The 22,882-nt window shown below is 37.0% G+C and carries 14 protein-coding genes; 7 read left to right on the plus strand and 7 right to left on the minus strand.

Annotated features, from left to right (window positions below; genetic code table 11):
* The first annotated feature begins 171 nt into the window (after positions 1-171).
* The 3 genes from PLEUR7319_RS0112870 (at position 172) to PLEUR7319_RS0112880 (ending at position 2,807) form a co-directional block, all read left to right on the plus strand.
* Entirely contained in the window at positions 172-939 is a 768-nt protein-coding gene (locus PLEUR7319_RS0112870; RefSeq protein WP_019505640.1) for a hypothetical protein, read from the plus strand.
* Between the two features lie 27 nt (positions 940-966).
* Positions 967-1,548: a serine O-acetyltransferase gene (locus PLEUR7319_RS43115; RefSeq protein WP_019505641.1), complete on the plus strand. Its 582-nt coding sequence runs from the start codon at positions 967-969 to the stop codon at positions 1,546-1,548.
* Between the two features lie 233 nt (positions 1,549-1,781).
* Positions 1,782-2,807, plus strand: coding sequence for a glycosyltransferase family 2 protein (locus tag PLEUR7319_RS0112880; RefSeq protein ID WP_019505642.1), 1,026 nt, complete (start codon positions 1,782-1,784; stop codon positions 2,805-2,807).
* Between the two features lie 321 nt (positions 2,808-3,128).
* On the opposite strand, the gene PLEUR7319_RS0112885 is transcribed toward PLEUR7319_RS0112880, so the two are convergent.
* The 5 genes from PLEUR7319_RS0112885 to PLEUR7319_RS0112905 form a co-directional block, all read right to left on the minus strand.
* Positions 3,129-4,139 carry a glycosyltransferase family 2 protein gene (locus tag PLEUR7319_RS0112885; RefSeq protein ID WP_036798896.1) on the minus strand — a complete coding sequence of 337 codons (1,011 nt, stop codon included), beginning with the start codon at positions 4,137-4,139 and terminating at the stop codon, positions 3,129-3,131.
* Positions 4,140-4,217: 78 nt separating this feature from the next.
* The gene (locus tag PLEUR7319_RS0112890; protein ID WP_019505644.1) at positions 4,218-5,450 is read right to left on the minus strand and encodes a glycosyltransferase; all 1,233 of its coding nucleotides are present in this window, start codon (positions 5,448-5,450) and stop codon (positions 4,218-4,220) included.
* Between the two features lie 89 nt (positions 5,451-5,539).
* Positions 5,540-6,955, minus strand: a complete 1,416-nt coding sequence (locus PLEUR7319_RS0112895) for a hypothetical protein (protein ID WP_019505645.1) — start codon at positions 6,953-6,955, stop codon at positions 5,540-5,542.
* A gap of 66 nt (positions 6,956-7,021) precedes the next feature.
* Positions 7,022-8,368, minus strand: a complete 1,347-nt coding sequence (locus PLEUR7319_RS0112900) for an oligosaccharide flippase family protein (RefSeq protein ID WP_019505646.1) — start codon at positions 8,366-8,368, stop codon at positions 7,022-7,024.
* A 192-nt stretch (positions 8,369-8,560) separates the two neighbouring features.
* The gene (locus tag PLEUR7319_RS0112905) at positions 8,561-9,835 is read right to left on the minus strand and encodes a glycosyltransferase (protein ID WP_019505647.1); all 1,275 of its coding nucleotides are present in this window, start codon (positions 9,833-9,835) and stop codon (positions 8,561-8,563) included.
* Between the two features lie 594 nt (positions 9,836-10,429).
* On the opposite strand from PLEUR7319_RS0112905, the gene PLEUR7319_RS35190 reads away from it, so the two are divergent.
* The 3 genes from PLEUR7319_RS35190 (at position 10,430) to PLEUR7319_RS35195 (ending at position 14,636) form a co-directional block, all read left to right on the plus strand.
* Positions 10,430-11,938 carry a PqqD family peptide modification chaperone gene (locus tag PLEUR7319_RS35190; protein ID WP_019505648.1) on the plus strand — a complete coding sequence of 503 codons (1,509 nt, stop codon included), beginning with the start codon at positions 10,430-10,432 and terminating at the stop codon, positions 11,936-11,938.
* A 131-nt stretch (positions 11,939-12,069) separates the two neighbouring features.
* Positions 12,070-12,246: a hypothetical protein gene (locus tag PLEUR7319_RS41285; protein WP_019505649.1), complete on the plus strand. Its 177-nt coding sequence runs from the start codon at positions 12,070-12,072 to the stop codon at positions 12,244-12,246.
* A 218-nt stretch (positions 12,247-12,464) separates the two neighbouring features.
* On the plus strand, positions 12,465-14,636 hold the full coding sequence (locus tag PLEUR7319_RS35195) for a tyrosine-protein kinase domain-containing protein (protein ID WP_019505650.1): 2,172 nt from the start codon (positions 12,465-12,467) through the stop codon (positions 14,634-14,636).
* Between the two features lie 107 nt (positions 14,637-14,743).
* Here PLEUR7319_RS35195 and lpdA read toward each other — a convergent pair whose 3' ends face one another.
* The gene (lpdA, locus tag PLEUR7319_RS0112925; RefSeq protein ID WP_026102484.1) at positions 14,744-16,177 is read right to left on the minus strand and encodes a dihydrolipoyl dehydrogenase; all 1,434 of its coding nucleotides are present in this window, start codon (positions 16,175-16,177) and stop codon (positions 14,744-14,746) included.
* 493 nt (positions 16,178-16,670) lie between these two features.
* On the opposite strand from lpdA, the gene PLEUR7319_RS0112930 reads away from it, so the two are divergent.
* Positions 16,671-17,414: a hypothetical protein gene (locus PLEUR7319_RS0112930; RefSeq protein WP_019505652.1), complete on the plus strand. Its 744-nt coding sequence runs from the start codon at positions 16,671-16,673 to the stop codon at positions 17,412-17,414.
* Positions 17,415-17,473: 59 nt separating this feature from the next.
* On the opposite strand, the gene PLEUR7319_RS35200 is transcribed toward PLEUR7319_RS0112930, so the two are convergent.
* Complete coding sequence (locus PLEUR7319_RS35200; protein WP_019505653.1) at positions 17,474-22,711, minus strand: AAA family ATPase; 5,238 nt, start codon at positions 22,709-22,711, stop codon at positions 17,474-17,476.
* Positions 22,712-22,882 lie beyond the last annotated feature (171 nt).

Consider the following 22,882-nt stretch of genomic DNA (forward strand, 5'->3'; position numbering starts at 1 on the left):
GATCAAAGCTCTTAGCAGTTGGTATTACCTATTTGATCACTTTTGTGAAGGAAATATCTATTCAAATCTTATTTATATCAAGATTTAGTTAATTTGCTGTCAGCAATATGACTTAGGTAAAATCACGCAATAACATGGATGTACGTAATATATTTCTGGCATCGATTATAAATGAATTTTAAAAATAGAATTTTCAGTACTTTTGTTATTAGTGTTTTATTCTGTTTATCAACAAAAACCACTCTTGTAAAGAGTGAAACTAATGATAATCTAAAAATCAATCAGGCTAAATTGTCTGAGGTTAATCAGAATTTTGCTTTTGCTCAAGCTATCACTCATCGAGTTCTAGGCTCCAGGATAGTCACTCAGTTTGCTCCCAAAAATAGTCAAGGTGAAAATATTGACTTAAATCAGCTAGCGTCTAGTTTAGGTTACGATCATTTTAATTGGGTGAGCTATGTGGAAAAAGACCCCTACGGCATTACTAATCAAGCAGGACAGCAATTATCTACACCTTACAACGATCCTCCCAGGGGTGGATATCACTACGATCCGGCAGATGATCTTCCCTTTTATTGGGATCTGGTTGATTGCGATCGCTGCAAGCAACGTCATCATTTTCAAAACCCTAATAATTTAGGACAATTTGAGCTAGTTTTTGTCGATGCTCCAGCAGATTACCGTCTTCAACCTGGAGAATCGATTGAATTTATTACCAATTTAGTTGGGGTCAAAAATTACGATGTACAGCAGCCAGAAGCTACATGGGATGTACTTCATACTTTTCGCTGGAAACTAACTAACATTCGACCTAACCATAGTCAAGTTTCCCTAATTTCTACCAATGTCGATCTTACTCAATTCTCACCCTTATTGCTCTCTACTATGAAGGATGATGGTGCATTATTACCCTCTTCAGCTCAAATATCGCAATTTTAATAAATATAAATATATTATTAGCTTATTATGATCGTTAAACTAGAAATAACCACAAGCTACGATGAAGCAGATCTTGTTAGCTTAGGACTTTGGCAACAAATCAAAGAAGACTGGATTGCTCACGGACGTGATTGGACTAAGCCAGGTTTTCAAGCTGTCGCCATTCATCGTTTCGGAGTATGGAGAATGATGATTAAACCTAAACTGCTGCGAGCCCTATTTAGTATGCTCTATCGGGCTTTATATCGCAGAGTTCGCAATGTCTATGGAATTGAATTGCCATATACAGTCAAGCTTGGTCGCCGTGTGATCTTTGAACATCAGAGTGGCATTGTTATTCATGGTAACTGTTCGATTGGCGACGATAGTATTATCCGTCAAGGAGTAACTTTAGGAAATCGTCACCTAGATCGTTCAGATGATGCACCACAATTGGGTACGAAAATCAATATCGGTGCGGGAGCAAAAATTTTTGGCAATGTCACGATTGGTAATGGTGCTAATGTTGGTGCTAATGCTGTAGTTTTATGTGACGTGCCAGCAGGAGCAACGGCAGTTGGTGTACCTGCTAGAGTTATTAGCAGTAAAAATCCTGAAAATAATCTCTGAATTAGCCCCAAAATATTTGCATCATACTTGTTATTAAAGAAAACTTGGTTTTCCTCAGGATCGCGATTGTGCTCCACGCACCAGCGAAGCTGATCGCTGATAATAATTTTGCTCTCTACTGATTGTAAATGTGATTGTAAATGATTGGTTTGATATGATTTCAGGGCAACATAAATGTATAGCTTTTATAATCTTCCATTTTGTATAGGGTAATTAACTAGAACAACAATTTTATGAAAGCAAAGCTGGAATTGGAAAGTGAGCCAAAAATCATTAAACAGCTGGGATTAGTTGTCATTGGACGAAACGAAGGAGAATTACTTCGCCAATGTCTGCGTTCCGTTGTGGGAAAAGTAGCCAATATTGTTTATGTTGATTCTGGTTCGACAGACAACAGTGTAAAGACAGCTCAGTCTTTAGGAATAGATGTAGTTGAGCTTGATATGTCCCAACCTTTTACAGCAGCTCGTGCTAGGAATATCGGATTTTCTACTCTAATGCAAAAAGAGCCACAGCTCGAACTAGTTCAGTTTGTAGATGGAGATTGCGAAGTAGTAGCCAAATGGTTAGTAACTGCCCAAGCAAAATTTGCCGCACAATCAAACCTTGCTGTTGTCTGTGGTCGTCGTCGGGAGAGGTTTCCGGAAAAATCTATTTATAATTTATTATGCGACATTGAATGGAATACTCCTACAGGAGAAGTTAAAGCCTGTGGTGGTGATTCCATGATTCGCGTAACAGCTTTTCAACAAGTACAAGGCTTTAATCCTACCTTGATAGCTGGAGAAGAACCAGAATTATGTGTGCGATTGCGTCAACAAGGATGGAAAATCCTGCGCATAGATGCAGAGATGACTTTACATGATGCAAACATAACTAAGTTTAGACAATGGTGGCAAAGATCTGTAAGAGCTGGCTATGCCTACGCTGAAGGTTCTTGGTTATATGGTAGCAGTCCAGAACGACACTGGATTAAAGAAAGCAAAAGTATCTGGTTTTGGGGGTTAATCTTACCTATATTGACCTTGGGAACAATCTTACCCAGCAAAGGTTGGAGTTTTTTGCTGCTATTTGGCTATTTACTAATGACATACAAAATTTATTGCTCGCTGAAACAACGAAAATATAATCTAAAGGATTCTATTGCATACGCTACTTTTTGTGTAATAAGTAAATTTCCTCAAGTGCAAGGTCAGATTAAGTATCATCTCTATAGAAGACTAGGGCGAAAAATCAATCTGATCGAATATAAAAGTTAAGTCATTTTTAAAGAAATACGCTCAAGAGGTAAATTTAAACAACTGAATCGCTCAAATGACTGCTAATCTTGAGTTTCACACAATTTCTAATTGCTCTTGACTTTTTTCTAATTTCCTTAACTTGTGACTAATGTTAGGAAACAGGTTAGCGATCGCTCTAGCTTGACCCGTACAAGGTTCAAATACTAGGTAGTCCTAAAAAGGAAAGGATGAACACACAGGTAAAGAAGCATTGTAATTGGGAAAACTCCCTATCCTTGGTTCAAGTTTTTTTGACAATTTCTTGATGACATTGAATCTTTTTCACACGTCTCAATAAGATTACGAGGTTTTAGGAGGATTAAATTTACCTCCTCTGATGAAAAAACTATTGCGAAGAAAGTCAATTAATAACTTCGGTGGATCTTCATATGGCTTTCTTTGAATTACTCGACGTAACTGCCACAATACATAACTAGAAGCCCAAGTGTGATCGGCCAGAGCAGTATATAGCCAACCATAGTTTTTGAGAAAATATCGCCGCCTTGAATCAAACAAATACTGTGGCAAACGTTTAGAAGGACATTTTGTATTATTGAGACCTGAACTTTGTCCAACCAAATGAACAACTCGACTTTGAGGTACATACCAACAGCTCCAGCCAGCTCTCTTTGCTTGTAAGCAAAAGTCCATTTCTTCAGAGTACATGAAATAACCTTCATCCATTAAGCCTATCTGCTCAAACACTTCACGACGGATAATCATGCTAGCTCCCGCAACCCAATTAGTTTGACATTTATCTTTGGGTACTGGCGGTGCAACTACCCATTTTGACAGTAACTTAGTAACTATGCCGAGATGCAAACCAGAATCCAGCTCACTTAGCAAGCTAGGAAAACGAAAAGCTGACCTCTGGGGCGTACCATCAGGATCTTCTAAACGACTGCCAGCAATTCCCACCTGTGGATGTCGATTCATAAAGTCTACTAATATATCGATCGCATTAGGGCGAACGATCGTGTCTGGATTGAGCAATAAAAAGTATGAGGGAGGATTATTTGACTTTAATACTGAACGGATCGCAGCATTATTACCAAAGGCGAAGCCACCGTTATGTTGTAGCGGCATTACTGATGCCCAGTTGTTCCATCCCTCAGTTTCAATCGCAGCTTGAATTCTGGCAACTGAGACGTCTCCAGAAGCATTGTCGGTAACGACGACACTTGTACCTGCTAGCGATCGCACTTCATCTACTAGGGAGCGCAAGCAATCGATAGTTAGCTCAGGTGTCCGATAGTTAACAATAACAATTATTAAAGAGTTGGCATCATTCTGCTTCATTGTATAAGACATCAAGGTATTACCATGTAAAATAAGTAAATTATTGAATCCTAATTATTTTTTAGAGACTAAAATTTTCACAATTCAAAATTAAGGTAGGTGTTCTTTAATCAATTTACTTCGCTGACGGAAAACTGTTTCATCATTAAATCTGTTCCCGTTTTTGCTAGCTTCCTTAATTAGTTGAGATAAGCGTAGTCGATCTTTTGACAAGCTAGCGATAAGTTCTCCCAATTGCCTCCAGTCTTTAGTAGGCACTAACATACCACCACCAAAGTCTTGAATAAGCTCTTCAGCATATTTACTTCGGTAGCCAATAATAGGTGTTCCACAAACTAGAGCTTCGATTAAACAGCGTGGAGATTCTGGAGTGACGTGAGAAAAGAGCATAAGATGAGATTCCTTTATTCTTTTAAGCAACTTATCCCGGTATTGTTCAAATCCAAGCAGCTCAATATAAGAATTGAGATTTAAATTGGCAATCATTACCTTCATTTGTGCTAACAAAATCCCTGAACCAATCCAAGTAGCGTGGAAGTCTGCTTCTAAATCCCTAGCTTTTCCTATTGCTCTAACCCAGTCCAGAGGAGCTTTCATTGGATCTATCCGTCCTACATAACAGATGCGGATTTTCTGACCGCTAGTAACAGACTGGATTTTTTCAGCAAGTTCTATATCGCTTATACAGTCGGATTCCTTGGTATGGATGTCGTGAATTAGATAGTTATTTTGGCAAAAAGGACTATATGCAGAAAAACAATCATCTCCATGCCAAAGACCAAGAGAGCAATTTTGAATAATCCACTTGTGGTATCTAGCCATTAAAGCCGCCATGACCCCAGTCTTAATTCGTGTTTGTAGTTTTGCCCTCCTGGTTAGGTTCAGTATGACTTCATGTTCGACACGATCGGTATGGATGGCATAGGCTCGGCACTGTTTATGAGCTTCCAGCGCTGCAACCGCTGCCCAGTCACCAAACAAGCCCCCAATTGCAAATTGAAGATAGCGACAACGAGAAATTAACTCTGCTAGAGAAGCACGCACTGAAATGTAGCAGGAAATAAATTTTAATGGTGAGTAAGCCCAAGGCAATGGAAGCAGTTCAAATCGATTAGGAGTAGCTAGTGAAGATGTATTTCGCCAAGTCGTCGTTGCATCTTGTGCCGCTAATGACTCAGGAATGACTGGTGCAGCTACAATAACTGACTCGAAATTATTGGCCCATTGCTCTAAGCCATTACAAGCTTGGGATTCAAAAAATAGTTTATTTCCTTGGACTCGAAAAGGCACAGGCAAAACGAGTAACATATCTTTGTGTTTCATCAATTCTTCATCTCACGGGAATTCAGGAAAGCTTGATAACTGGAGAGGTATATCTGTTTTAAGAACAATAAAACATCAATTCAGTATGATTATGTTGAATCGGAATAACCCCTAATCAAAGTTGGAGAAAGACGATCAACTTCCCTTAAACTATTAAAGTTCTGCCTGCTTAACACTAATCCCGCTATTCCTCCAGATGCGAGGGTAAAGACTGGATTAAACTGATTATTTAATGTGCAGTCAAGCATATATAAAGTTGTAATCGTTGCTAGCATTGCTGCTGGTGCAACTTTAGGATTAAACCAAGAACTGGCTGGATAACCCAACCAAAAGAAACTCAATGCAGGTAATAATGAGGAGCTAAATATGGCAATCAGACCTACACTACCATTGATTCCAAAAGCGAGAATCCACAAGCTATCTGTAATAGTAGTATCTTTTAATTCTCCTTGGTAGTTAAACTCAAAAACACGGTTACGATCCCATCCTCCCCAACCAAATATCATTTTTTGGCGAGCCTTTTCTCCCAATACCTCTTCATTATCTAATCTAAACTCTAGTGACTGCGCTCTATTTGGTCCCACTATATTTCCAGCAATAGAGACAACTCGATCCGATCGCTCTCCAGTTAAAGCCCCAGTTGCTCCCAAAAATATATAGGAGGATATCATCACTATCAAAACTAACAGAGGTATAGCTGTTCGGAACCACTTGGCAACAAACAAAATAACTACTCCCAATAAAAGATATAAATATGCACCAGTGGATTTGACTAACAAAAATGTAATCAGCAAAACTAGTACACACCAGGCTATATGAAAGACATAATTGAAGCCGCCAGTTTTCTTGATGATATTGGCTTGCCATAACCAAATACCAATTAACGTTGCAGCCATCATCCACATCCCCACACTCAAACCATGTTCCATAAAGACATTGGGTCTAAAGCCGCCATAACGAATTGATTGAGTAAACTCTTCAATACCGTGATAGCCATAAATTATGTTGTGCAGTTGGGGGCTAATGGCAACTTCGAGCAGACACAAAGGAACATATATTAATCCACCAAGAAAAATACCAATTACTAATTGGCGCATTCCAGTAAGGTTATTGAGATATATTCGACCTAGAAAATAAGGTACTCCGTAGATAACTAAAGTTCCTAAAGATGCCGATAAACCGTCGTAAATACCTAGACCATTAGTAATTGATGAAGCAAAAGGACAAAGGCACCAAACTATCATTGGCAGATCTAACCAGCCAAATTTATACAGTCGAAGGCGTTGTCGATCGCATAGGCAAGTAGCTAACAAAACACTGTAGCAAGCAGCAGATAAAGTCGTATAGTCGGGAATTAAGGGTAGAGGAAATTCTACCAACTGTGGCAAAAATAGCGCTCCCCCAATAAAGCTGATAACCACCGCTTTTTGTGAGGAAAAACGATGAAATAGATAGATTACAAATGGTGTCCAGGCGATCGTAACAAGTTGTGCTTGAGGTGTCATAGCTAGAGATCAAATTGGTGAGGTTTTCTGATGAATGTTGCTAGTTTTTAGCGTTGATTAAAGTTGTTATAAAATTCCGTCAATCGGTAATCCAAAGCCCAACCAATAACGTCCTGTTAAAAATAAAGTTAGTAACCCAATCAGTAATAGGGTTGCCTGAAGATCCTGTAAAATTACTGTCAGCTTTTCTCGCCAAAGACCATAAGAAACCACTGCATAAAAAGGAAGATCGTTTAAAGCGATGACAATCAACGTTCCCAAAACCCCAATTTGAGAGAAAGCTAAAGGTAATCCGATTAACATATATGTGAATTTAACAATATGTCCAAAAGCCAAATAACTGGGATTGCCAATCACTAGTAATGCTCGATCAATGGTTACGGATAACATTACAGGCCAAAGTCCTAACGCCAATATGGGTAACATCCAAGCAGCTTGAATAAACCGCTCATCGTAGAGTTGAATAATTAGCAAATCTCCAAAGGTAACTAAGAGAGTCAAGAAGAGGGCTTGCCCAATGAGAATAAACTTTCGTTTTTTGATAATTTTGGCTCTCAGACTTTTACGTGGTAAATCTGCGTATTGAGCAATGACTGGAAAGATGACATTATTACTAACATTTTGAATCACTTGCTCTGGTAAACTGGCAAAGGTAAACGCTACGGAATAAACCCCCAGCATACTAAAGGAGAAAAGCTTCCCTAAAATCAGTCGATCTGCTTGTGAAGCTAAAAATGTCATGGCAGTGGACAAAAATATCCATCTACCAAAGGTAGCTATTTCGCTGATAATCTCTTTATTCCAGGCAAAACGATTGGGTTTTCCTGAATTTAAGCGATGACTCCAGAATAATTGGCTCAAGGCTGACACAAAAGTGCCGCCTATTAAAGCCCAGATCGTCGGACTAAGCCAAGCCCAAACCAGCATAACTGTTAAAGAGATAATCTGCGTTCCCATCTCAAACAGGGTTAACTTGCCAATTTCCATATGGCGGCTAAAGCTAGCCAGACTGGTAGAAGTAAAGCCCCAAATAACAGAAGTAAAACCAACTAATGGAATCAGCCATAAAAGTCTTGGGTCTTCATAAAATTGAGCAACTGGAAAAGCAATTAAAATACAACACAGCCAAATGCCGAAACCACGTATTACTTGTATTGTCCAAGCAGTATTCAGAAAAACAGGATCGTCTCCACGCTGATGGCGAACAATACTGGGTTCAATGCCGATATCTGAAAACAATTCTAGGCCAGTGATAAATACATGAACTAAAGCCATCAGCCCAAAAAGCTCAGGTACTAACAGACGAGTTAAAATCAGATTACCGCCCAATCGTATACTTTGACTTGCTCCATGACCAACAATGGTCCAAATCGTTCCGTGAATAGCTTTCTTTTTGAGAGTACCTGATGACATAAATATTTGGTCGAAAAAAATTGAATGTTTATGATAGGTGAGCGAAATTTACGGTAGCCAAAATTTTAATTGTCGTTACTCGTTACTTTTTACTCGTTACTCAAAGCGTCTCTATTATTTAACTCCCACACCTTTTTTCGTTCACCCGTTTATGATCTGCTCAGTTTGCGATTATTAACTGTCAGTTACAAATTACTGAATAGTGCTGGGGTGAACTTCTTTGAGTAACCTATTGTCTAGATTTACTATTTGTGAACTAGTCTTACTTTTCGATTCTCTAAACAGAGCAATTAATTTTTTAGCTTCCACAGAAATATTGTGCTGCTGGATAATTTTCTCTCGTCCCTGCTGACTCATATGCTCTAGCTCATTGACTGGCAGGCGTAAAACAGTTCTCATCGTCGAGGCTAAATCTTCTACAGAACCTGCTGATACTAACCATCCACAACTTTCGTGTTCGATTAATTCGGGAATGCCGGCTATATAAGTACCAATAACTGGACGACCTAAAGCCAAGGCTTCCATCATGACTACTGGTAATCCCTCGGCAAAACTAGCTAAGACCATTGCTCGTGAATTGAGAATATATTGGCTAACTTGAGAATTAGTAACCCAGCCAGTGATTTCAACCTGATTTTCTAATTCAAGCTCCGCTATGGCATGTTCAACTTGAGGTCGAAAGTCTCCATCTCCTACGAAAGTTAGCTTAAACTCCAGTCCTTCCCGAGCTAGTTGACTAGCTGCTTCTAATAAAATCAACTGACCTTTCTGCTCATTTAATCTCCCCACACAAACTAACTGGGAATTATCTGGTATGGGAGTGAGCTGGTGTTTTAAAAACAGTTCATCTAAACCACAATGAACCACATGAATTTTTGACCAGTAGGCGCGATCGCACCAACGGTAAAGCTGACTTTTACAATATGAACTAATTGCGGCGACGAAAGTTGCCCGTTTAATTTTTTCTGCAAGAGATAAAATAATTGCCCGATCAATCTCTTCCGGTCCATGAACGGTAAAACTATAGGTAGGACCCCCTAATTCATGACATAGCATCGCTACTGTCGTGGGATTAAAAGCAAAGTGAGCATGAATATGAGATATGGCTGAAGCTTTGACCCAACCCAATAAAACACAGGCTTCTGCTAGATAAGCCAGGTGAATTAATAAACCTCGATCTTGCCCCCAACCAATCTTCATCGTTAACCACAAAGTAGCCAGAAAACGTATGGGTCTAGTAATGGCAACTAGAATTAAATTAACTAATAAGTTAATTACACCAGCTTCTAAAATAAATCTAGTTTTCTCCAGTTCACGTTTATCCGCTTCATCAACTAATTCGGCAGCACAAGAACGAATTGCATATCGAACTACTTGAATTCCTTCTGCTTCTAATGCGGCAATCTCTCGCCTGATAAAACTATGACTTACCTTAGGGTATTGACTAATTAAATAAGCAATTTTCATAATATTTTTCTTGATTATTATTCAAATTCATCGTGTCGTTCGCATGGTTTTCAAACACTACAAAATTAATTGATCATGTGAATTATAGGCTGTACTCTTATTTCAAAAGCAAGCCAATTAAAAAAGTTCTTGATCGATTTAAATACACTTTTTTTTATTGTAAAAAATAAATATCTTTCATAAAAGTAAGCTTTGTATTTCAAATTTTATTCTTCAAGAAAGAGAATAAATACTATAGAAGAACAAAAAGACAAACCACTTTATAAAAGTACTTTTTTTGGTCTCAAATTAAATATTTTTTATAAAAAATAGAGACATATTATTTATTATCTAACTTAGTTATAACACTTAAAAATACAACAACCAGAATGTAAATATAAATATTTCATCAATCTAAGAATAAATAATTTAAAGATATTATTAAGGGCAAATATCAGATATTGACGTGGTTATACTTAAGCTTTAGAGTACGATTATAAGCAAAAGTACTATGTTTATTTGTTATTACTTATTCGATTTATATTCAACGAGAATAACTTATTGGATATAAATTAAGTTTTCTTCAATTAGCAAGATAGTGAACCAAGGACCAAAATGTTTATAGATGTATTGGTAACAATTTTTAGAGATGTTATCTTTTTGATGTCAATTTTTACTCTAAGTCAAATTATTATTCTTTTTACTGAATGTTTTTTGGCGTTATTACCTAATAATAATGAGTTGAAAGAGCAAAATAAGTTAATTAGACCGAGGATGGCGATCTTGGTGCCTGCTCATAATGAAGAAACAGTGATTGTCAGAACTTTGAAAGCATTGCTGCCACAATTGACTCATCAAGATCGGTTAATAGTAATTGCGGATAATTGTAATGATAAAACAGCAGAGTTATCTCGAAAGTTAGGGGTAACTGTAATCGAAAGAAACGATTCTCTAAATCTTGGTAAAGGTTATGCCTTGGATTATGGTCTTCGTTATATTCAGTTAAATCCTCCGCAAATAGTGGCAATCGTTGATGCTGACTGTATTGTTCAACCAGATGCGATCGATCAAATTGCTTTGGAAGTAATGAGAACCAAGCAACCAGTTCAAGCTGTTTATTTAATGGAGCAACCAGCTACATCAAATCCTCATAATTTGCTCTCTGCACTGGCATTTAAAATTAAAAATTTAGTTCGTCCTCAAGGCTTATACCAGCTTAACTTGCCCTGTTTATTAACAGGTACAGGCATGGCTTTTCCCTGGTCAGTAATTTCTCAAGTGTCTTTAGATAGTAGCAACCTTGTCGAAGATATGCAATTGAGTATAGACTTGGCTCTTGCAGGAAAACCCCCAAGATTTTGTCCCCAGGCTCAAGTCAGGGGAATTTTGCCTCAAAAAGAGCAATCCGCTCATAGTCAGAAAAAAAGATGGACCCATGGGCATTTAAAAACTATTTTTTCTCAATGCCCCAGATTGCTTAAACAGTCGGTTGTTCAAAGACGTTGGGATTTACTGGCGATCGCTTTAGATTTATTTGTCTTACCTTTATCTTTACTAGTAATGATCTGGCTTATAGCCATGACTGGAGGACTAGTGATAGGAATCCTGCAGGGAGAATGGAGAATTCCTATTTTATCGACAATATCAGGAGTTCTCTTATTTATTTCTCTTATCGGAGCTTGGATCAAGTTTGCTCGTAATGATGCACCACTTAAAACCTTGCTCACCATACCTTGGTATCTGTTTAGAAAACAACTGCCAGTATATCTAGCCTTTATTTTTAACCGTCAGCAGCAATGGGTAAAAACTGAAAGAGATGAAATTGCCGAGCCAATATTCTCTCTATCATCCCAAGTATCAGCAGCCCCAGAACAGATCTCCGCTGAAATTGCCAGTGGTGCAATTATTTTTCACACCCAATCTGGTTCATATTTTAGTTTGAACGAAATAGGAACATTTATCTGGAGGCTGATTCAAGAGCCGCAATCGATCACAGATATTCGTGACACTATTATCCAAGAATACTCGGTCACTCCTGAAGTATGTTTGCGCGATCTATTAACAATTTTAGAGCAGCTAGCTAAAAAGGAATTAATTGAAATTAGTAACGAGTCTATTGCTTGATTTATCTAATAAATACAAAATCATTTAACGAGAATTGCCTACTTAAAATAACATTTAGTTTATTTGTAAATATTTCTGTTTTTTATGATATTAAAAATTTAATTTTAAAATAGCTTAAGGAGACGAATTATATGCAATCGGTTAAGAAAAAATATTTTCCACCTCAACTTGAAGAATTAAAAGATTTTACTGAAAATCATCAGCTCAATAAGATTATTACATCTCAAAATTACGATAGAGAAAAGGTGGAAAAACTATTGCGCTCGAAAAATAATCTAGCTAATTATCTCTCTTTTTTACATAGCTAATATATGTTTAAAATAAATAACATTTTGTGATTTTTTTATAAAAAATCTGTTATACATTGCTTATCAAAAAAGCCTTATAAAAAATATAGTATTAATTCATTTTGATAATTAAATCTCGATCTTTGTCTTTTGTACTAATCAAAGAACACTTAATTTATCAACTGGTAACTATTTTTAAATATCTTGAAAATTATATAGAGAAAATCTAAAAATCGAAAATGCAAAAGTCACTAATCGATTCCGAACAAAATTTACTCCTTCCTGCTCAACAAGAGTTGAATATTATTTCTATCTTGAGAACTATTAAGCGAAATGTAGTGCCAATTGCTGGTATTACAGCATTAGCTACAGCCATAGCTTGGTACAGTAATCGCCTACCTACCTATACTGGTAATTTTCAACTGTTGGTCGAACCTGTAAGTTCAGAAGGTATACTTACTGCACCTAGTACCCTAACTGGTTCTAGTCAACAAGTAGATTTAAGACAATTAGAAATGGACTATTCGACGATTATTGCTCTTCTCAAGAGTCCAGGAATGTTGTCTTCTATTGTTCAGGAAATTCAAACTCAGTATCCAAAACTTAGTTTGGAAAAACTCAAAGATAAATTAGCAATTGAACGTCTCGGTTCCAGTCCGATTGAGCAAACGAAAATTATTCAAGTTAATTATCAAAATTCAGATCCAGAACTAGTACAGTTAATTTTAGAAGAAACTGCTAAAAAATATTTAAGTTACTCCCTTGAGGAGCGGAAAACTCGTATTGGTCAGGGAGTTGAATTTATTGAACAACAATTGCCTGATTTATACAATCGAGTAAATAGATTACAGGCAAATCTACAAAATTTACAGGAACAAAATCAGTTAATCGATCCTCAATCTAAGGGAAATAATTTATTAGAACAAATTCGTAAACTCAAAACACAGAAATTTGAAACTCAAAACCAACTGAATAAACTCAAAACCCTGAAAGAAAGCTTACAACGGCAATTAAAAGTCAACCCAGATGAAGCAATTGCCATCACGACTTTGAGTGAAGATCCTAACTATAAATCGCTACTGGAAAAATATAAAAATGTAGAAAGTGAAATTGCCATTAATTCGGTACTTTATCAAGTTAATAGCCCTAATATCCAAAGACTAGAGGTAAAACGTCAGAATTTACTAGACTTGTTAGCTCAAGAAAGAAGGCGAATTTTGCTAGGGAGTTCTCCAACTGGAGGTAGTATTCCTCTTTTGTTGAACTCGCAAAATTCAATTCTCTCGAAAATGACTCAGGAACTAGTTGAGACAATCAATCAAATTAAGCAGTTGGAGGTGCAGAATAATTCTTTATCTAGGACTATCAATGAGTTTGAGTGGGAAGCAAGGAAGATTCCCCAAATAGCTCGCCAATATACCCAGCTTCAGCAAGAGTTAGAAATCGCTAATCGAACTCTTCAACAACTTCTGACTCAGAAAGATACTTTGAGTGTGGAATTAGCCCAAAGCCAGGTTCCTTGGGAGATAGTGTCTAAACCTCAACTGAAGATGGATGAGAAAGGGAATCCTCAGCCAATTCCCATGAATTCAGAGAAAAAGTTATTAGCCGCCCTAATAGGCGGTTTACTGGCGGGAATAGTTGCAACTGCATTTTTAGAAAAATCTCACAATGTTTTCTATACTGCCGAAGATATTGAAGAAACCACGAAGCTACCATTATTGGGCAATATTACCTGGAATGATTCACCCGAACGGTTGCCTAACGCTACCAACTCTGGACTCCTAGTTAAGTATGAAGATAGTAACCATAATCCTGAATCTATTTTTGAGTCTTTCAGAACCCTTTATACTAATCTTCGGTTTCGCTTTACTGAACCACCGATACGTTCATTAGTCCTTTCTTCTGCTATAGAGGATGATGAGCAACCGACAATTGCTTGGAATCTGGCTGATACCGCAGCAGCTACAGGTCAAAAAGTACTATTGGTAGATGCCACTTTTTCTCATCCCCAACTTCAAGTTAAGTCTTACTCAGCTAATAAAGTAGGATTGAGCGAGCTATTAACTAATCAAACTGATTTGAACCAAGTTATTCAGCCCTCTTCTCATAGAGACAATCTTTTTATTTTGGCTTCTGGGCAAATACCCGCAGATTCTTCAAAACTATTATCATCAAATCAAATGCAACAACTAATTGAAGAATTTCGGCAATCATTTGATTTAATCATTTATAATACATCACCTATTTTGGAAAGTATGGATAGTGTTTTTCTGGCTACCCATACAGATGGGATTTTAATGACAGCAGCGATTAACAAAACTAAAAAATCTTTATTTACCCAGGCTTTAAATCAGGTTAACAATTTTAATCTCAAGTTGTTGGGGATAATTTCTACGCAGATACTTTAATCTCAAATATTTGAAATAACAGAGGCGATCGCTCGATAGGGCTTCAGTTCACCGCCCTCAGGGCGATTGGACTCCGTCCAGGCTTCGCGATCGCTTCCCTGAATTAATTAAACACCTACTACCTGAGCGCGTTTATAGGCTTCGTCGAGAACTTCCGACAGAGTTGGATGAGTATGGATATTAAAAGAGAGGTTTTGTACAGATTCTTTTTTGGCGATCGCATTAGCCGCCTCTTGAATTAAATCGGAGGCATGGATACCAATAATATGTACTCCCAATAATTCTCCCGTATCCTGACGATAAATTACCTTAGCAATACCTTCAGTTTCACCTTCTGCTAATGCTTTAGAATTACCTTTATAAAAAGATTTAACTGCAGATACTTTAAACCCTTCTTGTTCGCCTAATTCCTTAGCTTGAGCTTCAGTTAAACCAACATAGCTAATTTCGGGATGGGTGAAAGCAGCAGCGGGAATAGAACGATAATTGACTTCCTTGTCTTGTCCACACATATTTTCGACAGCTACCACACCTTGTCCAGAAGCAGCATGAGCCAGCATCATTTTACCAGTAGCATCTCCCACTGCCCAGAGATGAGGCACGGGTTTACCGTCGCGCAATACTTGCATCTTATCGTTGACAGGAATGAAACCTCGTCGATCTAGTTCAATGGCTAAGGTTTCTAGACCAAGTTTTTTGGTAGCGGGAATACGTCCTGTGGCTACTAAACAGGCATCTACTTCTAAAACTTCCACCACTTCTTTAGTCTTGGCATCAGTTAGTTCAATCGTTACAGGGGAGCCAGGAGTAATTTTTGTAGCGAAGACACCCTTATAAGTTTCAATATCACGTTTATCGAGTAAAACTTTTTTAGCGATTTTAGCAATGTCGGGATCGAAGCCAGGCATCAAAGTATCTAAGGCTTCGATCATAGTTACTTCGCAACCCAAGGCAGTATAGACATCAGAAAACTCTAAGCCAATGTAACCACTACCAATAATCGCGATCCAATCAGGGAGAGATTCTAACTTAACCGCATCATCGCTAGTAAAAACAGTTTTGCCATCAATTTCTATGCCTCTGGGGACAAAGGGAACAGAACCAGGACAAAGCATGATCTCTTTGGCAGTAATAGTTTTTTCCCCATCATCACTGCTGACTTTAACTTTTTGGGTTCCAGCAAGTTCACCCCAGCCACGAATAATATCTACTTTAAGACGTTTGAGACTGTTGGTTAAATCTCCTTGAATTTTATTTACTAGATTAGTTGCATGGTCAGCGATCGCAATACGATCAAATTGGACTCCTCCTAGTTGAATACCCATGTCTTGTAAATGATGAGCATCACTAAACTCTCTTACTCTACCTGAAGCAGCCAATAAAGCTTTAGAGGGAATACAGCCACGATTAACGCAAGTTCCCCCCATATCTCCAGCTTCAATAATTGCCGTTTTCAGACCGTTTTTAACCGCGTGTAATGCTGCACCATGTCCACCAACACCCGCACCAATAATAATTAAATCGTAATCAAAGTCGCTCATTGCCATTTCTTCTATAATTGCTGCAATCCTTTATTTTGACATACTCACTGCCCTACCCTGCTACGCTTTGGACGGCGATTCTGAGAACAGTCAAAATACTCGTTATTTGAAGTTACTGCAAACGCACGCTCTTCAACTATCATCCATGAGCGATCGCACTGCAATCAAACTGAATTCCAATTTCTCCTAGTTGAACTATATAGCTGTTTAGAAAGAAATATACTGAAATTAGTAATTTCAGTATTATTACTTATTTAAGAAATTCTTTATGCTTAAATGTAAGTTAAAACACTTATTTTTTTTTTCAAAGAAGATAATGTAGTTACCAAGTATTTTTACTTAATTCAACTGTTTTTTTGCTCTGTAACCAATACTAAATATACCTGAAACTTTAACCTCAAGCTAATGTAATGTAAATTACATTAGCTTGAGACAACAAAATCAACCACTTGTCTCCTTTTTACTTAGCTCTTTATACCAATAATTAACAGTAATGAAAGATATCTTGGCTCTAATCGAAGAAAAACAACAAATATATTCTCAGTTACCTTTGTTTGAATTTTTGCAAGATAAAAGTATACATCCTGCAAAAAGATTGGCTTTTGCTCCCTACGCTGCACCGTTTATCATGAGTTTTTCCGATTTATGTAAATATGTTCTGCGTCAGGAGCCGACTAACGACAAAATTCAAACAATATTAAATCAGCATACTTATGAAGATGATTTTCATTGGCAATGGTTTTTAGAAGATCTAGAGAAGTTAGGTTTTAATTATTCCTTACAGTTGAATGATTCTTTGAGATTTTTGTGGAGTGAAGAAACTAAAGCTTCACGATTTCTAACTCATGAACTTTACAAATATATTGTTCAATCCGAAGCCATAGAAAAGTTAATAATTATGGAAGCAATGGAAGCTGCTGCTGATACTTTTTTATCTTTTACTGAACAAATTACTGACGAATTGCAATTGATTACCAACCAAGAATACCAGTATTTTGGTAGTGATCATCATGATTCTGAGAAAAATCATAATACTCGCTCCGATGAAGTGAGAACGTTTATTGAAAATATACATCTTTCGGCAGAAACTCGACAAAAAAGTATTGATTTGGTTGAAAAAGTATTTGAACTATTTACTCAATGGGCTTATAAGCTTTTAAGTTATGCTCAAGATGATCAAGTATCGCAATCGTTAGATCTAAAGCTAGATCGGGAACAGATACTAGAAACAGTGTAAGCAGTCTTCTAGTAAGGGTTGGGTATCTTCCAACTCTTACCAATGTGTCGTTTTGATCCTTAAATTCTACTCTTATAATCTAACTCATCAAAGAAAATTTCAATTTTAGTACCGTTAGTCTTATCAAGTTTAATTTCACCTTCAAGTTGTTCGACTAGAGTACAAACTAATTCTAGTCCTAAAGAGTCACTATTATATAGATCTTTATCATCTGCAAAGCCCACACCATCATCCTGGATTGTAAGTACTTTCTGTCCTTCTAGATTTTGTTTTAAACTCAACCAAATATTACCACTATCGCGATCGCAAAACCCATGTTCCAGGGCATTAGAAACTAATTCATTTATAATCAAACCACAAGGGTTGGCAGTTTCAATGTTTAGCTCCATATCCTCGATATCAACCACAAAATTAATGTTTCTTTCTTTACATCCTTGGGAATAAGTAAGATTGTCGAGTAAGGAATTCACGTATTGAGCGAAATTTATTCTATCTAGTGAAGTAGTACCATAAAGATGTTGGTGTACTAATGCCATTGATGTAATCCGGCTTTGACAGTTTTCCAGTAGTTTTATTATTTCTGGATCTTCAACATAGCTACTTTGAAATTCTAAAAGACTAGAAACTACAAATAAATTATTTTTGACTCGATGATGTATTTCCTTGAGTAAAATTTCTTTTTGTTTTAAAGATTTTTTCACCGAGGCATGGTCTTCCAGATTTTTATACAGACGAGCATTCTCAATGGAAATTGAAACTTGAGACAGTAAAACTTTTAATACTTCTAATTTCTCAGGTGTAAAAGCCCCACTAATTAGCTTATTTTCTAGATAAATCATTCCCTGCAATTGATTTTTATAAATCATGGGGCAACCTAGAATAGATTCTGGTTGATATTCGATGATATAAGGATCATTAGTAAACATTCCTTCTTTGCTAGCCCGATCTAAAATAACTGTGCTGCGGCTACTTTGAATATAGTTAAAGATAGTGTGTGGCAAGTCTAGATATTCTGCTACAGGAATATAAGGAAGATCGACATTTTTTTCTGGAATCATCGTTGCCGCAGCAGCTACAATCCAGGATGAATTCTGTTGTAAAAATAAGATACTTTTCTGCGCTCCCGCATTTTCCATAACTATTTCCATCATTTTAGATAGCAAATTATCCAAAATGATTTCTGAAGAAATAGCCTGAGAGGCTTTAATTACTGAAAATAAATCTAATGTTGCCAGACTTTCTGACTGGCTATCGATTTGAACCGAATCAGAAGAAGCCGAAGAATTGTCTTTGGAGGTTTTCTCCAGGGGAGGAGGCAATGTCGAGAGAGAGAGCATCTCCAAAGCTTCGATTGGAGGCGACCTCCAACTGTCTTGATCCGTTTTTCCCAGCCAGTGCGCTGCGGAGATGTAATCCGTTATGGGAATACGAGTTAATAATTCAGAATATTTTGCTTCCAAATCTCTTACTTTAGTTAGAGCTCCCCAACGCCAATATCCATAATAGGCATCAGTCAAATAATACCCAGCTATTTTAGTTTTACCTTGTGATAAATAAAACTCTCCTGCTAATTCTTCTGCTAATGCAGCTTCGTGAGTATATCCTGACTTGCCTGCTTCTGTAATTGCCTTATCATAATGCTCGATTGCTTGCTCATTTTTACCTAAGACTCTAGCCATCTCGGCTGCTATTAGCTCGTATTTGTGTAGATTATTCTCTGGAGCATGGACAGCCCATTGGCGAATTAGTTGTTGATAAGATATTATTTCTTGCAAATCGGTTAATTCAATGCTTAATTTATCACGATGTATTGCCAACATAGCTAAAGAACAATAAAAATGATATACAGAAAAGCCCATTCTCCCTACTGCGGCTTCTAAGTATTGTTTTCCTTTACGACCATGTTCAATTGCCTGTGGAAAATCCTTAAGGAAATAGTAGAGAATCATTTTAGCGAGATAGAAAGCAAACAGTGACATAGCATCATTAGCTTCTAGCCACAAGGGTAGCATTTTTGATTCATTAAAACTTTCGCCAATTAATAGCAACTTGTCTTCCGCTAGTCCTTGCAAATTGAGATTGAGTTGTCGCCAAATTCGAGCATAATTAAACTGAAAATCCTGTTTAAAATTTTGGATTATACTGATTTGGTTGAAGGATTTTTTATCAGCTGAGGGCAAAGGCTCTCCCGCAAAAAAAAGATAGGCACAGTAATTTGTAGCATGAAAGCAAGCGTGCTCGACATCACCTACTTCTATTCCCTCTTGAATTCCCTTTAAAAAAGGGTCTAAAGTAGAAATCGCTGGTTCTCGCCAATGGCGAATCATATTGTTAAAAATAAAATCTACTTTAGGTTTAATTTCTCTAACATCAAATTGTTCTTGAAGCTTTAGGGCTAGTTTGCCCAATTGATATCCAGCATCAATATTTCCCTTAGCACATAACAGCAAACCATAAAGAGCATAGGCAACAGGAGAGAGTCGAGAGTTGCCATAATGTAGACAAAGGTCGACCATTGTTAAGGCTGCTAAGGGAAACAATTGAGGCTTGACAATATAAATAGGAGGAATAATAGTCGCCAAGATTTCCAACGCTGCCTTACTATAGTCATCAGCCATTTCAGGAAGATTTTTGAAGGATTCAATGCGTTCAGGAAGTGTACGCGGAGAGTAATCGCTTTCAAAATTAAGGAGAGCTTGAAGATCTTGAGCTTGTTTGGGATCATCTGGTAGAGGTATTTTTAGTAGACTCAGAACTTGCCACCCTGTATCTACAGCCAATTGCATCTGGTTTTGAGCAATATAGGCATGAATCCTTATTTTATGAACTCTGACTTTTTCTAGTACCGATCTAGCTTGAATCAGAATAGTATTTCCTAACTGTTCAGCACGCTCAAAATTAGTTTGCATATATTGCACTTCTAAGGCTTGTAAATAGACTTTTAACGTTAAATCGTAATTATCTTCCCAACTAGATGGAGAAAGTAATTCTAATGCAGTATCCAAATAATTAGCTGCTAATTCATAGGCATTTGCAGTCTTGGCTTTTTTTCCGGCAAGTAAGTTTAATTTTCCCAGACGATTGGTAAACGAATCTTCGGTGATTAAATCCCTCCCGATATTAAGATGATTCACGAGATTAAAGATTTTTTCCTCGATCTCTGTTGGACTAGTCTGCTCAAGCAAAAATTGACCAATTTGAAGATGAATACGTTTTTTTTCTGCTTCGTTAAGTAGTGAATAAGCAGCTTGTTGAACGCGATCGTGTAAAAATTTATAAGTTGGGTTTGGTTGCTTTTGAACTTGCAGAATAATTCCAGCTTGAAGGAGATTTGCCAATTCTTGATTTATTTCAGCTTGACTGTGGTTTCGGGCGATTGCGCTCCGCCCACCGCCAGAGGCGATCGCTAAAATTGCTAAATCAAATTGATTGCCAATGCAAGCAGCAAATTTTAATACCTCTTGAGATGCTTGAGGCAGTTTTTCGATATTTCTAACGACTAATTCCAGTACATTAAAATTACTAATTGGAGTAGACTGAATTTCCTCAAGCTGCCATTGCCAACTCCAACTACTAAAATTAAAAGTTAAAAGTTTTTCGGCGTGGAGAGTTTGCAGCAATTGATTCAGAAAAAAAGGATTGCCACGGGTGCGATCAAAAAGCAACTCAGCCAAAGGGCAAGATTGTTCTGGTTGGCAATGTAAAGTATCTACAAGTAACTGGTTAATATCATCACAAGTCAGAGGTTGCAGGGCAATATTACTAATACGAGTATTTTGCTGTATCTTCTCAATAGTTTGTATCAAGGGATGAGTAGAGTTAACTTCATCATCCCGATATGCTCCAATTATGAGCAGATATTGGCTATTTGAATTGCTTAATAGAAGCTCAATTAGTTTTAGAGAAGCTGAATCTGCCCACTGTAAATCGTCCAGAAACATAACCAGAGGATGTTCTTGCTGGGCGAAAATTCTAACAAACTTTTCAAATACGGTATTAAAGCGATTTTGATTTTCTTTGGTGGGTAATTTAATTACATCTGGTTGAGAACCAATAATTAGCTCTAGTTCAGGTATTATATCCGTAATCACCTTGCCATTTTTGCCAACTACGGATAGTATTTTTTCTTGCCAGACTTTGATATTGTCTGTATTTTCAGTTAATAACTGTCGGATTAAACTCCGAAATGCCTGAATTATTGCTTCATAAGGTATATTTCTTTTTAATTGCTCAAACTTGCCAGTAAGGAAAAAATCTTTCTGTTTAACGATTGGTTTGGTGACTTCACAAATCACCGAAGTCTTACCCATCCCTGAACTACCACTGACCAAAATTATTTCTGTTGCCCCAGAATAAACTCTGTCTAAGGATGAGACGAGAGTATCTATTGCAGATGAACGACCATAAAGTTTCTGAGGAATTACAAATTGGCTGCGTCGGTCTATTGTTCCTAGGTCAAATGGTTTAATTTTGCCATGATGCTGATACTGAATTTGACAGATTTCTAAATCGGCTTTAATTCCGTTGGCACTCTGATATCTATCCTCGGGATTTTTCGCCAGGAGTTTCATTACGATAGATGAGATAGTTTCGTCTATGTCTGGATTTAGTTGATGAGGAGAATCTGGTGTTTGAGCAAGATGACAGTGCATTAACTGTAATGAATCTTCAGCCTGACAAGGGAGTTTCCCAGTCAGTATTTGATAGAAAATAACCCCTAAGGAATATAAGTCAGTGCGGTAGTCCAGAGGGAGATTCATGCGCCCAGTTTGCTCTGGAGAAATGTAAGCAATGTTTGTAGCTTCTAATTGCTGAGAGTTGGGATTTTCTTTGACAACATTAGTGGCAATATCGAAATTAGTAATTTTTACTTCTAGAGTTTCTGGATTAATCAGGATACTAGAAGGTTGGAGATTTTTGTGAATTATCTGATTTTGATGTAGCTCTTGGATAATTGTTACTAATTGAATGGCAATAGTTAAAAAATCACTCTGTAAAGGTTTTTTGAGTTCCAGAAACTGATCTAGAAATTCTCCAGCAAAGTCTTCTAAAATCAGAGCCAAACTGTTGTTGTATTTTTGCAGTCTATAAGGTTTGATAATTCCTGTTAAATTCAAGTTTTGCAGTATTTGGTACTCATTTTTCAACCAAGTTACTGATTTTAAATTTGAAAGCTGTGGAGGGATAGTTTTGAGTAGTACATCAATTCTATCTGACTGTCGAGTTGCTCGATAAATATGATAGTGAGAATCATCATAAAATTTTTCGCTGATTTTATAATCGTCAAATATATTCATCCTGAAGCTTTATTTATCTATTTAAAGGCAATAAAATTATTTTTTTATAAGCAACATTTGAAAGAGTTCTTTTTGATTAGAGGTACAGATTATTAATCGTGTAAAAATATTAAAACCCTGTTGCCCATTACCAATTAGATAACTTGTACAGGGTTTAGGGTTTAAATCCTC

It is taken from the genome of Pleurocapsa sp. PCC 7319 (assembly GCF_000332195.1).
Classification (GTDB): Bacteria; Cyanobacteriota; Cyanobacteriia; order Cyanobacteriales; family Xenococcaceae; genus Waterburya.

Excerpts from the sequence above, each read along its gene's own strand:
- PLEUR7319_RS0112880 (WP_019505642.1), top strand. The coding sequence starts at position 1,782 with ATGAAAGCAAAGCTGGAATTGGAAAGTGAGCCAAAAATCATTAAACAG.
- PLEUR7319_RS0112900 (WP_019505646.1), bottom strand. The coding sequence starts at position 8,368 with ATGTCATCAGGTACTCTCAAAAAGAAAGCTATTCACGGAACGATTTGG.
- PLEUR7319_RS35190 (WP_019505648.1), top strand. The coding sequence starts at position 10,430 with ATGTTTATAGATGTATTGGTAACAATTTTTAGAGATGTTATCTTTTTG.
- PLEUR7319_RS0112905 (WP_019505647.1), bottom strand. The coding sequence starts at position 9,835 with ATGAAAATTGCTTATTTAATTAGTCAATACCCTAAGGTAAGTCATAGT.
- PLEUR7319_RS0112890 (WP_019505644.1), bottom strand. The coding sequence starts at position 5,450 with ATGAAACACAAAGATATGTTACTCGTTTTGCCTGTGCCTTTTCGAGTC.
- PLEUR7319_RS35200 (WP_019505653.1), bottom strand. The coding sequence starts at position 22,711 with ATGAATATATTTGACGATTATAAAATCAGCGAAAAATTTTATGATGAT.
- PLEUR7319_RS0112885 (WP_036798896.1), bottom strand. The coding sequence starts at position 4,139 with ATGTCTTATACAATGAAGCAGAATGATGCCAACTCTTTAATAATTGTT.
- PLEUR7319_RS0112870 (WP_019505640.1), top strand. The coding sequence starts at position 172 with ATGAATTTTAAAAATAGAATTTTCAGTACTTTTGTTATTAGTGTTTTA.
- PLEUR7319_RS0112930 (WP_019505652.1), top strand. The coding sequence starts at position 16,671 with ATGAAAGATATCTTGGCTCTAATCGAAGAAAAACAACAAATATATTCT.
- PLEUR7319_RS35195 (WP_019505650.1), top strand. The coding sequence starts at position 12,465 with ATGCAAAAGTCACTAATCGATTCCGAACAAAATTTACTCCTTCCTGCT.
- PLEUR7319_RS43115 (WP_019505641.1), top strand. The coding sequence starts at position 967 with ATGATCGTTAAACTAGAAATAACCACAAGCTACGATGAAGCAGATCTT.
- PLEUR7319_RS0112895 (WP_019505645.1), bottom strand. The coding sequence starts at position 6,955 with ATGACACCTCAAGCACAACTTGTTACGATCGCCTGGACACCATTTGTA.
- PLEUR7319_RS41285 (WP_019505649.1), top strand. The coding sequence starts at position 12,070 with ATGCAATCGGTTAAGAAAAAATATTTTCCACCTCAACTTGAAGAATTA.
- lpdA (WP_026102484.1), bottom strand. The coding sequence starts at position 16,177 with ATGAGCGACTTTGATTACGATTTAATTATTATTGGTGCGGGTGTTGGT.